The following is a 15,103-nucleotide window of genomic DNA, read 5'->3' as shown; positions in this document are numbered from 1 at the left end:
CTACTCGGCCTCCTTTATTTTGTTGTAAATATCAGAGGTGTCCGGGTCGTTTTGGAACTCTTCATGCAGCGGCTGCACTGCATCAATAAACGACTGCTTGTCCACTTCATAAAATTCCACGTTCATTTCCTCTTTGGCTGTCGCCTTGGCTTCGTTCACCGTCTCGTTCCACAGATCCTCGTGATAGCTGGTCGATTCTTCGGCAGCTTCTTCGATGATTTGCCGTTCACTGTCGGACAGGCTTTCCATGATATTTTCATTGGCGATCAGCATGTCGGGAACAATGGCATGCTCGGTGTAGAAATAGTTTTTCGCCACTTCCCCGTGGTTGCTGTTCGTAAGCGCCGTGGCGTTGTTTTCGGCGGCGTCGATAACGCCCGACTGCAGCGCAGTATACACTTCACCATAGCTCATCGGCGTCGGTGTGCCCCCCATCGCTTCGATCATCTGCACGCTCGTCTGGCTCGGCTGTACTCTCGTTTTTAAGCCGCTCATGTCTTCACTTGTTTCGATCATTCTGCTTTTCGTGTAAACGTTGCGGACCCCAGCGTCGTAATACGTCAGGCCGCGGAATCCTTTATCTGCGGATTCCATATAGATGTCGTCCGTCACGTCCTCGTTATTCATGACACGCTTAAAGCTTTCCTGGCTTTCAAACAAATACGGCAGGCTGAAAACAGAATAGGCCGGCTCAAAGCTTTCCAGAGCACTCCCGCTCACCTTACTGAAATCAACGGCGCCGGTCTGGGTTCCTTCAATCACTTCGCGCTCGCTTCCAAGCTCGCCGTTCGGGTAAATCTTAATGCTCATGGCTCCATCTGATTTTTCCTCCACGAGCTCAGCAAATCGTTCAAGCGACTGGTGCACCGGGTGATCCGTCGGCTGGTTGTGTGCGAGCGTAAAGGTCTTTTCTTCTTCGCCGCTTGCACTCTGGCAGCCCGTTAAAGCAATCAGAGCTATAATCGTGACAAGGCTGATCCATTTTTTCACTGTGGTTTCCTCCTTTAATTAGCTTTCAGTACACTCACTTCCACGAAAACCACGCACCTGCCTCTCCGTTGATAAAGACCTGTCTGCTTTCATCCTTCGGCAGCTGGAGCTGCATCGATGTAAGTCCGTTGTCGTACGCACCCTCCTGATGGGCTTCAATATAGATGCCGCTTTCATCGGCTGTCATCGCACACGTAATGGAAAGCACTTCGGAATCCCGCGGTTTGTCGTTATCGTCGTAATACGTAAACGATGTCCGTGCGCCGTTTTGACCCGGGTACGCGCACATGTCGATCCGGCCTTCGGATTTGTTTTCCACCGGCAGCAGACTGCCGCCCTTTACCATGACCGGCGTATACTCAAGCGGAGCAGGAACTGTCACCTTACGTCCCCCCTCGTACCACTGTTCGGTATACATGTCGTACCAGCCGTGCGGATGTTCAGGCAGGTACACGGTGCGCTCACGCTCACCCGGACGCACGATCGTGCAGACGAGCAGCTCTTCGCCGAGCATGAATTCGTCGTTTTCAGCGTGCGTCGCTGCGTCCTCGCCAAAGTCGAAGAAGGTCGGCTTGATCACGGGCTCGTAGTCAGCTGACGACTTGTGCAGCAGTGAGAAAATATAGCCGGACAGCTGCTGGTGCCAGTGAATCGTCTCCGATACCTTACCTACAATTTCCGGGTACATCCACGGTTCGTTGACTGTCTGATCGTCGTTCCAGGAATGAATCGTAAACCGCGGGTAGTAGATGTTGCTCTGAATCCAGCGCAGAAACAGCTCCGGCTCCGGTGCGTTGCCGGAAAAGCCGCCCGTGTCATGCCCGAAATTGTAGATGCCGGAAAGGCTTAAGCCGATCGCCATTTTAATGTTGTACTGGAGCGTTTCCCAGTTGGAGTAGTTGTCCCCGGTCCACGTCTGGGCGTACCTGCTGAGTCCCGCGCTCCCTGCCCGGCTGATCAAATACGGCCGTTTTTCTTCATTGAATTCAAGCTGTGCTTCCAGGGAACTCTTGGTCATCAGCATCGGAAAAATCGCCCGGTAATCCTGGAATTTGCCGCCGCGGCCGAACAAATGAACGTCCGCCTCCGGATCCCAGATTTCGAATTCATTGTTGTCATTCCAGGTGGCGTCGATGCCGTTTGCAAGCAGCTCCGTTTTCACGTTTTTCTTCCACCAGTCAATTGTCTCTTCGTTGGTGAAATCCAGGTACACGCCCATGTCATCCCAGAACTGCTGCAGGAGCGGCCGGCCGTTTTTATCCAGAAGAATAAGATCGTTATCCAGTACCTCCTCATGCTTCGGGTGATCTATCAGCAGGCTCGGCTTAATGTTGGCGATAATTTTAATACCGCTTGCATGAAAATCCCCAGTAAACTTTACCGGATCCGGGAACTTATCGTAGTTCCAGTTAAAGACGTAGCGTTTATGGTTGATCGAGGTATACCCGGAGGACAAATGAAAGGACTCGCACGGGATATCATACTTTTCGGTATCTGCCACAAAGTTCATCAGCCGCTCCTGCGATTTTTCTTCATCCGTGTAGGTCATCGTCGACCCGGAGTAGCCGATGCTCCATTTTGGCATCAGCGCCGGGCGCCCGGTCATCCACGAAAACCGGCGGGTAACCTCGGCAACCGTCGGGCCAAGAATAAAATAAAAGTCCAAAAACGGCGAATTACTTTGAAAGTACCGGTATTTCCCGTGGTAGTTGTCCTTTTCCCGCCCCATGTCGAAAGCGCATTCATTATAGTCATCGTAATACAGTCCGTAAGCCGCATTGGTTTCCGGGGAGTACGTAATATAGTACGGAATATGCTTGTAGAGTGGATCGGTTTTTTCCGCGTCATAGCCCATCGCATCAATATTGAGCATCCGGAAGCGGTCGCCGTGTTTGTTAACCTTGCCCGTTTTTTCCCCGAAGCCGTAAAAACGGTCCGTGTCGTTTCGCTTTAAATAGTGGGCCGTTGGCGCGTTTTCTGCAATCTGGAACGCGTAGGCCTGGGTGCTGCGGTCTTCAGCAATTAACACGTCCGCGCCGCCTGTTTTGTCATACCAGCTGCAGTGGAGCTTGGCCATGTTGATGTTCAGCTTGAGCGATGCGGTTTCCACCGTGACATCCTCCGGCGTTTCTGATGCTTCATAAGCCGGCAGCGAAAAAAGATCGGTCAGATGATTCCGGTTCAGTCCTTCAAACGGCACTTCCGTGTCCCCGGGGGCTACCGCCCACGTATGTATATCCATTTCCGGGCGTTCCTTCGTCAGCGTGATGCGGAATAATTTTTCTTCGAGTACATAAACACAAAAGTACATTTCCTGCATACCCGATTCAAAAACCAGCACGTTATTCTTCTGAGCTGATAAATAAAACTGGTCTTTTTTCGTCAACATATGTTCACCCTCTTTGGATTAATCACTTGCCCAAATAATTAATTTGTAGTGTAAACAAATTAATTATTGGTTTTTATGATAAGGCTTTCCTAAGTATTTAGCAACCCCGGTTTTACTTAATAGTTTATTTATTCTCGCACACCTCCTCCCCTGGCCGTTTCCCTGATATATCAAAAAAATGGCCCCCTGCCTCCTTCGGGGGATCACCGCTTGGCCATGCTTCGCTGCTATTCTTCCGTCCGCTTCCGGTGATAAAAGAAATTACATATAAAAAGCATTGCCACGACCGCGCTCATAAATAGAATACCTTCTATCCTATAGGTTGCGTCGTAGTGGCTCTGGTCCAATAAAAGCACCAGATTCCATGTAATAAATAAAAATATTCCATACAAATAAAGAACGGACTTTGTACTTTTCATCCAACCCCTCCATCGGTTAGTTTTGCTGACCTTTTCCTGTTCCCTTCCCCATTTCGGGTAAATCGTTAGAAATGAACTTTATTCAAATGATTTTAATCCGTCATAAATGTTGTTGACGTTTCTTTTGTACCAGTGTACTATTTAATTAATACACTAATACAAAGGAGCTGTGCTTTATGACAAGCTGGTTACAATTATGGAAAAAAGAGTTTGCGCTGACGCGGTCCGTTTTTTATTGGTGCCTCGCGCTGATATTCTTTGTCGTTATTTTCGCCGTGGTCATGAACAGCGGAAATTTTCTCTCCGTCAATGCGAACAATCCCGCCCAGAGGGTGGGAAGCGTGGTGCTCGGTTCTCTCAGCGCTGGTATTTTTGCACATTTTGTTTATCTTCCGATCTACATGATTGTCAGCCTGGAGCTCGAACGCCGCCAGATGCACCTATGGCTGTATCAGCCGCAGCCGCTGGCTAAAATGCTCAGCGCCAAATATGCAAGCGGGCTCACCTGCGCTTCGATTTCGCTTTTTATTAACGGCCTTCTGCTGCTTCTTGCCTCCTGGATGACACCGGGGCTCCCTCCCTTTTTCGGACTGCTCGAGAAGGGGGTAACATGGATGCAGCTGCTCGCTTTATGCTTGCTCTGTGCTGTTTTTGTGCTTCTCGTTTCTCTTTATTTCAGTGTCTATCTGCTGTTTATTTACGCGTTTGACTTTGCATATCGGCACACCCTGGGCAAAGGGCTTCAAATCGTGCTGGCGATTGCCGCTGTTGTTCTTCTGAGCATTCTTGCCAATTTAGGGCTTGGTGATGTGTATCAGGCGATTACCAGCTGGGGCCAGTTTTCGCTCACCGGACTGGTAAATGTAGAATTTTTTAACCTCAATCTATATGCCGGCGTCATTGTTTTTCATGCCGTAATTGGTACTATTCTCTTTATCCTGTCTGCTCAGTTGATTGATAAGAAAGCGGAGGTATAAGCTCATGGCTTACACATTTGATAACTCCAGGCCCATTTATCAGCAAATCATTGATACGATTCATGGCAATATCATTCGGGGCGAATGGCCGCCGGGGACGAAGCTTCCTTCCGTCCGGGCACTGGCTGTCGATTTTGGCGTCAATCCGAATACCGTCTCCCGGACATACAGTGAATTAGAACGGACAGGAGTGTTGGAAATGAAACGAGGACAGGGAACCTTTGTGACCGAAAACGAAGCAACCATTCAGCAGCTAAAACAGCAGCTGATGCATCAGCGGATTAAGGAATTTATGAACGAAATGGAAAGCCTCGGCATGAGCAAAGCAGAAATCCGCCAGGGCATTGATACCTACCGAAAGGATGATGACCATGATAACCTTTGACGGGGTAACGAAGAAATTTTTAAACCATACCGCTCTCGAAAACGTGACGATCGAAATCCCTGCCAAAGGAGTGACAGGGGTCGTCGGCGAAAACGGCAGCGGCAAGTCCACCCTTCTTAAGCTTGCCGGCGGGCTGCTGCGACCGGATAAAGGGGAGGTCACCTACAAAGGAGCGCCGGTCTCCCGGAAGGACAGCTCCCGAATCGCCTATCTATCAGAAAACGACCACATATATGCTTTTTTCCGCATCGACGAATTGATTAATTATCAGGCCTCCCAGTTTCCTGATTTCAACAAACAGCGCGCCTATGACATGCTGGACTTCATGAATCTGGATCCTGCCCAAAGGATCAAAACGCTCTCCAAAGGCAACCGCGGCCGGGTAAAAATTGTTGTCACGCTGGCCCGGGAAGCCGAGCTGCTTCTGCTCGACGAACCGTTATCCGGACTGGACCCCATCGTACGGCGTTCCATCATTCAGAGTCTCGTCTCGTTTGTGGATGTCGAAGCCCAGGGTGTTTTGATCAGTACGCATGAAGTCAGTGAAATGGACCCTCTGCTCGACCGGGTGCTCGTCCTCCGGCAGCAGCACGTTCTGGATATGGAGGACAGCGAAGCGATCCGCGAACAATTCGGAGTTGATACAGCAGGCTGGATGGAGCACATCTATGCCAGGGAAAGGAATGTTTACTGATGACACAGCATGCGGTCCTGGAGCTTGAAGGCCTCACAAAGTCCATCCGGAAAACCACCATCGTCCATCCTCTTCATTTACAGGTTCATGCCGGAGAAGTATTCGGTTTTATCGGCCCGAATGGCGCTGGTAAAACGACCACCATCCGCATGATTCTCGGGCTCGTAAAAGCCACCGGCGGAAATGTTTATATCGCCGGCGAGAATGTACAAACCAACTTTTTAACCGCTATTTCTCGCGTCGGAGGCATTATCGAAAATCCTGAAATGTATGATTACTTAACCGGCGAACAGAACCTGAAGCATTACGCCCGGCTTGCCGGGAGCGTTTCAGAAAACAGCATCTGGGATGCAGCCGAACGAACGGGCATTTCCCACGCCCTGAAACAAAAATTGAAGACCTATTCCCTAGGCATGAAGCAGCGCCTGGGACTTGCGCAGGCCCTGCTCCACCAGCCAAAGCTGTTAATACTGGATGAACCGACCAACGGCCTGGACCCTGCAGGCATCCGGGAGCTCCGGCATTACCTGCGCCAGCTCGCAGAACAGGAGCAAATGGCGGTGTTCATCTCCAGCCATCAGCTCTCAGATATGGAGCAGATGTGCGACCGTATCGGTATCATTCATCAGGGACGTCTGGTGGATGTGCAGTCGGTCCAGTCCTTTGTGCAGGGAGACCGTCAAAAGCAGGCTGTCACCATTGTCACCGACCAGCCCCTCGAGGCTTCCACGGCGTTAAAACCATTTACACAGGAGCAGACGGCAGTGATGGACGCTTCCTCTGTCCGGGTGTCTCTTTCGCCTGACGATGTGCCCCAATGCATCGCTACACTGGTCGAGCATGGCATCCGTATATACGAAGTCTCCGCTCACCACCATTCGCTCGAAGACCAGTTTTTAAAAGTAACCAACGGGGGTGCTTGAGTATGCTTACGGCTATCTGGAAAAATGAAAATATGAAATGGATGCATAAAACGAGCACCTGGATCATCGCCGGTCTGGTAACGGCAATGATCGTTGGAGCTGCGCTGCTTGGGAAATGGAACGGAGTGGAAGAAGAATCGCAGTGGCGTGCCGATTATGAACAGGCGCTTGCCCAGTATGAGGAAGGCGGAGAGCAGACAGCCGCCTCCTTAACGCCGGAGCTTGCCGCTGAATATGAATACCGGCTGCAAGAAAATATCCCTCCTATTGCTGCCTACGGCCAGTGGAACTATATGGACGAAATGACGATAATGGTTTCGTTTATTACCATGTTTTCCATTATCGTTACATCAACGCTGGTCGCCGGCGAATTCCAGTCGGGCTCGGTAAAGCTGTTGTTTATCCGGCCGGTCGCGAGATGGAAGCTGTTCTTGGGCAAATACCTTTCCGGGATGACGTTTGCAGCGCTTCTCACTATGTTCACTCTCGCTCTCGTATACATTACAGGAGGCCTGGTGTTTGGATTTTCTCCGCTCGACGCCCCTTATCTTTACAGCAGCGAAGACCTGCTGGAACGAAGCATAGCGGTTCATATGCTCAGCATGTTTGGCCTGGGCTTTATCCAAACAGCCGTCATGACGCTTTTTGCTGTGATGCTTGCCTCCCTGTTTCGCAGCAACGCCATGGCTATCGGCCTCAGCGTGTTCAGCATGTTTTTCGGAACCACCGCCACCGCTTTGCTGGCGCAGCTCAATGAACCGCTCGCGTCCTACAGCCTTTTTGCCAACAATGACCTCACAGTATTTATCAGCGATAACGTCCGACAGCTCATTGATGTCGGCCCGTGGTTTTCAATTGCGGTCTTAAGCTGCTACACCCTGTTATTTGCAGTAACAGCTTTCATCAGCTTTACCCAGAGAGATGTAGCAATCTAATACAGGGCCCTGGTCTGGCCGCACGAAAAGAGCCGGCGTTTTATGAATAAACGCCGGCTCTTTTTCCAGTATGCCTATTATTTTATTTTCAACACGTTCCTAGGCTTCTCTGCGGCGCTTCATGAGTGCAATACCTGCCATCACAAGCGCCATGCTTCCCGCAGCGATGCCCCATGGACTAACATTCTGTGCTGTGCCGCCCATGCCGGTTTTCGGCATTTCTTCGGGCATCATGTCACCTTCAAACTGCTCCGGATACTGGGCCACAATAGCTCCCGAAACGCCTTCCCCTACACCAAACATATGTCCATAGGCTTCACGGACATCTTCATAGGCCATGTCATACTCTTCCATAGTATAGCTGTCAAAGGCACCAATCAATTGGTTCACATGCATTTGCAGACCTTCTGCCAGGGCATCGGATTGCAGCTCCCCGCCGGTCGCTTCTTCCATAAATTTGGAGAATTCCATCCGATAGCTATCGAGGTTATCCAAAGCTTCCTGCTGGGCTGCTTCATCTTCTGCACCGGTCGCTTCCACGTAATCCACGAAATAGCCGATGTGTTCGCTCCACATGTCTTCAAACTGCTGCCCGGCTTCTTCGCCGTACACAGACTCAATTTCGTCCGAAAGCTCCTGGGTATTCTGGTTCAGGATTCCAGCTGCAGCGCCGAAATCCTCCGCGCCTGCACCGCCTTTTTGCATCGCAGTTACCGCAAGGGCCGCATGCTCAGAAAACAGGAAGTTCATATCAGAACGCAGATCGACAGCCGGGGTATCCGGATTGGTGTTGTTATATTTTTCTGGAAACTGATCCGCAATCGCGACTGACAGGTTTTCACTTACCCCGTACATATGCTCCATCGCGTCACTGGCCAGCGCATAAGCTTCTTCATAGTCTCCGGCCACGTAGCTGTCAAACGAGCCGATCAGCTGATTGACGTGCATTTCCAGCCCTTCGGAGGCAGCCTCAGCATCCACACCGCCATTTGTAGCATCATCCAGGAACTGCGAAAATTCTTCGCGGTAATCCTTCAGGTTGTCGAGTGCTTCCTGCTTGGCAGCTTCGTCTCCCGCATCGGTTGCGTTAACATAATCAACGAAATAACCGATATGCTCGCTCCACATCTCTTCAAACTGCTGACCGGCTTCTTCACCGTAAACCGACGCAATCGTATTGGAAAGGTCTTTCGTATTAGCCTCCAGAGCGGCGGCAGATTCTTCAAAATCCTCTGCACCATCTGCGCCTTTTTGCATCGTGGTAACGGCAAGGTAGGCATGCTCAGATAAATAATGATCCAGCTGGGCACGAAGATCGCCCGCCGGCGTCGATACCGAGGCCATCATATCTTCGGACATTTCCGTATTACTTTCGCCTTCATGGCTGTCGGCGGATGCAACTCCCGGTGCTGTCGGGATCACGACAGCTGCAGATAATGGCAGTGCCAGCGCCGTACGTTTCCAGTTGATATTCATATTCATGTGATAATCCTCCTTCATGGTTTGTTACACCCAGTTAACGAAATCGATCAGCAATTGGATCACCATTTGTTACAATTTATTGAATAAATTGATTATTATTCCATATATGAATTTTTATCATAAACGGATGCCTGGCAGGGTTAATCCTGCGTAAGACTTGTTTCTCCAAAAACGTATTGAAGCACTCGTTCTTTCATCCCTGCAGGAGGCGTACAGCAGGTTTGTTTTTCCTCAGAAGGTAAAAAGCTATCGCTGTGCGTTCCAGAGCCGTCAGCGTATTTTTTGTTTTTTGTCTGTTTATTTACTTCCGTCCCCCACTTTCTTACATTTATGGCCATCGCCTCCCCCTGTTCATGCCTTTATCCCTATGATGGAACAACAAAGACGATGCCGCATTATACGTTCATCGTCCTGTCGTTGATCTATAGCTCTTTCTCTGTCTTTACTCTTCCACGGATACGTCTTCCGAAGGCTTCGATTCCACTCCTTCGGCGTCAACAGCCGTCACATGGTACGTGAAGACTCCTTCCTCTGTTTCCGTGTAGCTTTTGCGCTCATGGGCATCCACGCTCGCCACCCGGGTGAAATCATTCCCGCCCTCTTCCTGGCGGTATACCCGGTAACCGGCAATGTCCTCATCCCGCACCGCATGCCATTTCACAAGCGATCCCTGGAGAGAGACATTGTCAGGGGACGGCGGCGGTTCCGATGCTTCGTCGCCATCGTTCATCAGGGCTTCTTCGCTCTCCTCGGTGAGCTCGGTATAAACGACCAGCCGTTCATCGTGCGTGCCCTGCTCCTGATTAAAGGTGCCGGTGCACGTAATCAGCTGCAGGTGCCGGCCGTCGCTGGCACCAAAAATATTCTCAATCGGTGCATCCTGCCGTGGATAGCTCACCACTTTTGTCACCGTAAAGGTCAGCTCCTGGCCGTCCTCATTCGTGACATTCACATCGTCTCCGGCTTTCATGTCCTCCAGATCGAAAAACACTGCCGGGCCGCTTTTACTGTCCACATGGCCGGCCATCACTGCATTGCCTTTTTCTCCCGGGGTGACGCCCGGTTCAAACCAGCCGACACCCTCCGCCGAATCCGGTACGCCCATCTGGCCGTTATCCAGTACGCCCACGCCTTCCAGGTCGGCTTCCACATCAATCGATGGAATCGAAAGCGTCGAAGGAGCGGCCAGCTCCATTTCCTCTGCTTCTTCTGTTTTTTCATTCGCTTCGGTGTTATCTGTCACCTGAACAAACTCTTCCACCTTCTGCGAGGACGAGCTTTCCCCCGGTTCTTCGTTTTCTTCCGGATCCGACACGCCCTCTCCCTCGGATAATACCGTGGTTTCCGCCGGAGAGGAGAACAGGGCCTGCTGCGCGTATTGAACCCCCAGGCCAATGGCCACAAACATCATCGCAGCAAGTATCAGGAATTTGATTCGTCGTTTGGTCACCGTTCCCCTCTCCTTTCTATTTACGTGGGATTATTTGGCCAAGTTTTTACGGAACATGAATGCTCCTGCAAGAGCCGTCATCGCGACAGATGCGAATACCCAGGCCCATGGACTATTGCCATTCGCCGTACCACCCATGCCGGTTTGCGGCATTTCCGCCGGCATCATTTCGCCGTCCTCCATCATCATGTCCGTTCCGAACTGCTCCGGCATTTGCGTGGAGATTGCGCCTCCGAGGTTTTTGCCGATGCCAAACATAAAGGCATAGCCTTCCCGGAAGGAATCGTAGGTGGCTTCATAGTCTTCGTTCATATAGTTATCGTACGTGTCGAGCACCTGGCTTTCATGCATCCATACGGCATCCTGCGCAGCTTCAGTCGGAAGGTTTTCCTCCGTCGCTCCGCCTAAGAAGGCACCAAAGTCTTCCGAGAACATTTTTAATTCATCTTCAGCGGCCTGACGCGCTTCATCGTCTTCTTCCAGTGTAGCAGCTACGATATCGCTCTGGGCATCAATATGCTCGCCCTGCCAGATATCCATGAACTGCACCCCGGCTTCCTCGCCATAGATGGAGGTGATCGCCGCCCGGAAGTCTTCCGTGTTGCCGTCCTCGGCCCACGTGACAAAGTCATAATCGTCCTGCTGGTTCACGCCCTTCTGCATTTCCAGGACGGCGAGGCTGAAATGTTCGCCAGCCAGCATGTTTAGATTCGAACGAAGATCATCTGCGGCGGTATCGGTCGTGTTCTGGTCAAACTGATCCGGCATGCCTTTCACGACCGCGTCCGAGACCGTTTCGCCGATGTCAAACATGCGGGCATAGCCTTCCCGGTAATCCGTATAAGCGGCTTCATAATCCTCCGCCACGTAGTTGTCAAAGGCGCTCTGGACGTCATCTTCGTGAGCGATCAGGGCTTCCTCGGCTGCTTCCTGCGGCAGCTCCCCACCGGTCGCGTCGGACAACAGGGTGCTTAAGTCATCCGCGAAGGTTTGAATTTCGGCTTCGGCTTCTTCCAGACCGGCTTCGTCATCATTTTTGGTAGCTTCCACAATATCCGTGGTGTATTCGTTATGCTCCCGGAACAGGTCGCCAAACTGCTGGCCGGCTTCTTCACCGTAAAGCGATGTAATCGCCATCTGCATGTCATCGGCATTCTTGTTCAGGTTCATTTGAACTTCTTCGGCATCCGGCGCATCGTCATACTGCTTCTGCATCGACAGCACGGCTAAGACGAAGTGTTCGGATAACAGCTGGTCAAACGACGCCCGGACGTCTCCGGCGGACATGTCCTTCATCTCCTGCATATCGGCCATCGGCATCTGCTCGCTGGAGCCATTGTCTGCTGCCATTGCGGTTGTCGGCACCATCAGGGTAGCCGCTGTTGCACCTAAAATAAATTTTTTACCAATCATGGAAAAACCCTCCTCATTTTGTATTCATAAAGGCTAACGAGAAGAAAAACGTTTTGGATCACAATTAACCAATATCTTTTAAATGGTTCTTACAATTCTCTCAACAGTAATTTCAAATTTATCCTTATTAACAGTCCCGCGCACTGAACTATTTCAAGTATTGAAAATGCTTATTTACATAATTTTTAAAAAATTCTATCAATTGGTGATCCGTTTTCTTTTAGCGCTCGTAGTCTTTATAATTGGGTGCTTAATTTTAGTCTGCATTCATCAAAGGGGGCGCGACTGGTACGTCAGCGATTGTTCCATTCCATTATCAAATAGGGGGAAATGAGAATGAAAAAACGCGTTATTGTACCATTAGCATCAGTATTTGCGGTTACGAGCTTTGCCGGTACCGCTTCAGCCGACCACGAGGGACTTGAATTTATGGTGGACTTAACGCCAGAGGCGGAAACCAAGGACGTCGACAGCGACGCGATGGGAGAAGCACACTTTGAAGTGAGCGAAGACGGCGAGTCCATCATGTATTCGGTCCATGCTGAGGATCTGGATAACGCTGTTGCCGGACACCTGCACAGTGGTGCTGAAGGCGAAGACGGTCCTGTCGAGTTGTTTTTATTCGAAAACGATGAACCAATGGATTATGACGGGGAGGTTGCTACCGGCACACTGACCGAGGATGACCTGGTCGGCGACATGACCTGGGAGGAATTCTCCATGGGACTTGTCGCAGGTGATGTTTATGCGAATCTCCACACCGAAGAATACCCGGATGGCGAGATCCGCGGCCAGCTGGATGAAGAAGCACAGGAGGCAGCCATGATGCCGGAGGAAATGCCTCAAACCGGTATGGGAGGCACCAGTGACACTGGCGGTATGACCGGACTCTGGGCAGGTATTGCTGCCTTGGCAGTTGGCGGAGCAGCACTATTCATGCGCCGGAGAAGTGAAGCTTAAAAATTCCAGCAGATAAAATATTTCGAAGCCGTTCTCTTTTAAAAGGAGAGAACGGCTTTTTTACTTTTTGACAGCTAAAGCGTTCATGCTTAGGCTTTTAATTATATCCGTGCTTTCCATCAAAAAACCCCTGCTTTTGGGAAGCAGGGACTGATTATAGTTTTTTCAATATGCTTTAAGTTATTCGGCTATCGATACGCAGCTATGGTTAAGGCCAGCTCCAGGCGGGCGTGAAAACGCCGATCAAAATCTGGAACGGAGAAACTAAGTATTCCAAAAGTTACAAAACCAATAATCACTAAAACCATAACACCAATCATTAAAATTAAAAAACCAACGTACAATAATTCGTTACTTGATGCGTCTTCTGCCCCAGGTAGCTGAAATATAAATGAAAAAACTATAAACAATGTACTTGGCAGTAAAAATATTTTTCCCCACTGGGATTTAAACCGTTCAATTAAAGAAGCTTTTTTATGTTCTTCCAAAAGTGTTTGAACATGAGGGAGATAAATATTCGTTAATCTCTTCGTAGGAACACTATTATTCATCACCCATCGCTGAATTTCTTTAATGACAATTTTATCATATAAAAGTGAAAGGCTTTGGTACCCATAATACATTGCGATCACTTTTTTTATCATTAAGTTCGAAGCCGCTGCATATATTATGCTGATCGCTAAAAACGTAGCAATTAAACAGAGCCATCCAAATTCAAAACGATCAGAATAGATAAAAATAAAACCCGTCAAGAATATAAGGCAAACTAAAGCGATCAGAATAGCTTCTAACCAAGTATTCAAATTTTTTGTTTTCGGGTTTTTTTTGCAGTTTTAAGCAAATATTTCGTCCGTTGTTTTCGAAACGCCTCATTCTCCAATGTCTTAAACGAAAGAAATTCTCTCATTACCTCTTTTCTCACCTTTCAAGTTCTTTGTTTCATATCTAATCTCACTTTTGCGCTTAGGTCTCAGCATCATTAACGTATTAAATAATTAAATTCACCTCTCATTTTATGCTAAGCTTTCCTACGCAATGTTTCAGCCACCAGTAGGAACACCGCTCCAGCTATCCCCAGCCAATATACCGGAACGGTTAACGTTGGTCCCAGCGGAGGCAGCCAGTAATACATTGCAAAAAATACTGTTCCCGGCACGACTCCAAATAGAAAACATGATACCAGGAATTCCTTTATTTTCGAAATATCCCGGAAACAAGACCACTTGATATAACGAAACACACTGTAGCCCACGACCGATAATATGATGCTCGAGACGATAATAATTATCACAGTTGTTCCCAGGCTGTACGATTTCGTTGGCTCCATCTGCTGAAAACCATACGAAAGAATCGTTCGTATCAATCCAGTAGACAGCATATATACACTTAAAAAATAACAAATGCCCATTACAAACAACGCCATCATTTTTCTGGGCACCGTCTGAGGCAGTTCGCCGATAATATCTTTCGCGTATTGCCTGGGGTCAGAGCCGAACAGTTCCGAACTGTCTCTCCCCTCTGCCTGCAAAACGAGAAGATGATCCAGCAGCTCCATCAGCACCTCTTCCGTCTCCTGGTCACTTTTATTAAATGAAAGGCGGATATACACCATCATATCTTCATATATCTTCTTGTTTTCTTTATTTAACTGGTTTCGCTTTTCGTTGTTTTCCTCCACCAACGTACTCACCTATGACTCCTCCTTGTCCAGTAATTGATCAACGGGCTGCTTCAGGGCCTTCCAGTTCTTCCGGAACGCCTTCAGCGAAGCTTCTCCCGCCGGGGTCAGCGTATAGTATTTCCGGTTCGGCCCGCTGCCTGAAGCCTTCATTTCCCCGTGAATCAGCTTTTCCTTCTGCAGCCGCAGGAGCAGCGGATAAATGGATCCTTCCTTAACGTCGATCCCCTGCTGCTGCAGCTTGACCGCCAGCTCGTAGCCGTAGACGGTCTCCCGGGAAATAATAGCTAAAATACACCCTTCGAGAATACCCTTTAACAGCTGGCTTCGCTCATTCATCTGGTCACCTGCCTTGCAATACATGCTAGTTATTTAATTAAATACCCGCCGTGCATATTACCGCCAGAA

At 49.5% G+C, this 15,103-nt stretch carries 16 protein-coding genes; 6 read left to right on the top strand and 10 right to left on the bottom strand.

The features are described 5' to 3' along the window. The 3 genes from Q0757_RS06390 to Q0757_RS06380 all read right to left on the bottom strand — a co-directional run bounded on the left by Q0757_RS06390 (position 1) and on the right by Q0757_RS06380 (position 3,798). On the bottom strand, positions 1-990 hold the full coding sequence (locus tag Q0757_RS06390; RefSeq protein WP_298785543.1) for a TRAP transporter substrate-binding protein: 990 nt from the start codon (positions 988-990) through the stop codon (positions 1-3). 34 nt (positions 991-1,024) lie between these two features. Beyond that, positions 1,025-3,379 (bottom strand): glycoside hydrolase family 31 protein, encoded by a 2,355-nt coding sequence (locus Q0757_RS06385; RefSeq protein ID WP_298785542.1) that lies wholly within the window; start codon positions 3,377-3,379, stop codon positions 1,025-1,027. 227 nt (positions 3,380-3,606) lie between these two features. Next, a complete protein-coding gene (locus Q0757_RS06380) occupies positions 3,607-3,798 on the bottom strand; it encodes a hypothetical protein (protein ID WP_094908353.1) in 192 nt (63 codons plus the stop codon). Between the two features lie 176 nt (positions 3,799-3,974). Between Q0757_RS06380 and Q0757_RS06375 the strand changes: the two genes are divergently transcribed. Genes Q0757_RS06375 through Q0757_RS06355 form a run of 5 tightly spaced genes read left to right on the top strand, consistent with a single transcriptional unit; the run spans position 3,975 to position 7,712 of the window. Further along, positions 3,975-4,775: a hypothetical protein gene (locus Q0757_RS06375; RefSeq protein ID WP_298785541.1), complete on the top strand. Its 801-nt coding sequence runs from the start codon at positions 3,975-3,977 to the stop codon at positions 4,773-4,775. A 4-nt stretch (positions 4,776-4,779) separates the two neighbouring features. Next, positions 4,780-5,160: a GntR family transcriptional regulator gene (locus Q0757_RS06370; protein WP_094908351.1), complete on the top strand. Its 381-nt coding sequence runs from the start codon at positions 4,780-4,782 to the stop codon at positions 5,158-5,160. Continuing rightward, on the top strand, positions 5,138-5,854 hold the full coding sequence (locus Q0757_RS06365; protein WP_298785540.1) for an ATP-binding cassette domain-containing protein: 717 nt from the start codon (positions 5,138-5,140) through the stop codon (positions 5,852-5,854). Before Q0757_RS06370 ends, Q0757_RS06365 begins: the two co-directional genes overlap by 23 nt. Further along, the gene (locus tag Q0757_RS06360; RefSeq protein ID WP_094908349.1) at positions 5,854-6,777 is read left to right on the top strand and encodes an ABC transporter ATP-binding protein; all 924 of its coding nucleotides are present in this window, start codon (positions 5,854-5,856) and stop codon (positions 6,775-6,777) included. Before Q0757_RS06365 ends, Q0757_RS06360 begins: the two co-directional genes overlap by 1 nt. Before the next feature lie 2 nt (positions 6,778-6,779). After that, on the top strand, positions 6,780-7,712 hold the full coding sequence (locus Q0757_RS06355; RefSeq protein WP_298785539.1) for an ABC transporter permease: 933 nt from the start codon (positions 6,780-6,782) through the stop codon (positions 7,710-7,712). Between the two features lie 99 nt (positions 7,713-7,811). On the opposite strand, the gene Q0757_RS06350 is transcribed toward Q0757_RS06355, so the two are convergent. The 4 genes from Q0757_RS06350 to Q0757_RS06335 form a co-directional block, all read right to left on the bottom strand. Beyond that, entirely contained in the window at positions 7,812-9,182 is a 1,371-nt protein-coding gene (locus Q0757_RS06350; protein WP_298786151.1) for a copper amine oxidase, read from the bottom strand. Positions 9,183-9,334: 152 nt separating this feature from the next. After that, entirely contained in the window at positions 9,335-9,532 is a 198-nt protein-coding gene (locus Q0757_RS06345; protein WP_298785538.1) for a hypothetical protein, read from the bottom strand. A gap of 104 nt (positions 9,533-9,636) precedes the next feature. Next, on the bottom strand, positions 9,637-10,644 hold the full coding sequence (locus Q0757_RS06340; protein WP_298785537.1) for a class F sortase: 1,008 nt from the start codon (positions 10,642-10,644) through the stop codon (positions 9,637-9,639). 30 nt (positions 10,645-10,674) lie between these two features. Beyond that, positions 10,675-12,057, bottom strand: coding sequence for a copper amine oxidase (locus Q0757_RS06335; RefSeq protein WP_094908345.1), 1,383 nt, complete (start codon positions 12,055-12,057; stop codon positions 10,675-10,677). A gap of 336 nt (positions 12,058-12,393) precedes the next feature. Between Q0757_RS06335 and Q0757_RS06330 the strand changes: the two genes are divergently transcribed. Next, positions 12,394-13,017, top strand: coding sequence for a CHRD domain-containing protein (locus tag Q0757_RS06330; protein ID WP_298785536.1), 624 nt, complete (start codon positions 12,394-12,396; stop codon positions 13,015-13,017). Between the two features lie 188 nt (positions 13,018-13,205). On the opposite strand, the gene Q0757_RS06325 is transcribed toward Q0757_RS06330, so the two are convergent. The 3 genes from Q0757_RS06325 to Q0757_RS06315 form a co-directional block, all read right to left on the bottom strand. Beyond that, on the bottom strand, positions 13,206-13,820 hold the full coding sequence (locus tag Q0757_RS06325; protein WP_298785535.1) for a hypothetical protein: 615 nt from the start codon (positions 13,818-13,820) through the stop codon (positions 13,206-13,208). A gap of 215 nt (positions 13,821-14,035) precedes the next feature. Beyond that, positions 14,036-14,707, bottom strand: coding sequence for a DUF1129 family protein (locus Q0757_RS06320; RefSeq protein ID WP_298785534.1), 672 nt, complete (start codon positions 14,705-14,707; stop codon positions 14,036-14,038). Then, the gene (locus Q0757_RS06315) at positions 14,708-15,034 is read right to left on the bottom strand and encodes a PadR family transcriptional regulator (RefSeq protein ID WP_298785533.1); all 327 of its coding nucleotides are present in this window, start codon (positions 15,032-15,034) and stop codon (positions 14,708-14,710) included. It lies immediately after the preceding gene. Positions 15,035-15,103: the final 69 nt, after the last annotated feature.

Source organism: uncultured Marinococcus sp. (genome assembly GCF_947493875.1).
Classification (GTDB): Bacteria; Bacillota; Bacilli; order Bacillales; family Marinococcaceae; genus Marinococcus.
This window is presented reverse-complemented; position numbering and strand designations above follow the sequence as displayed.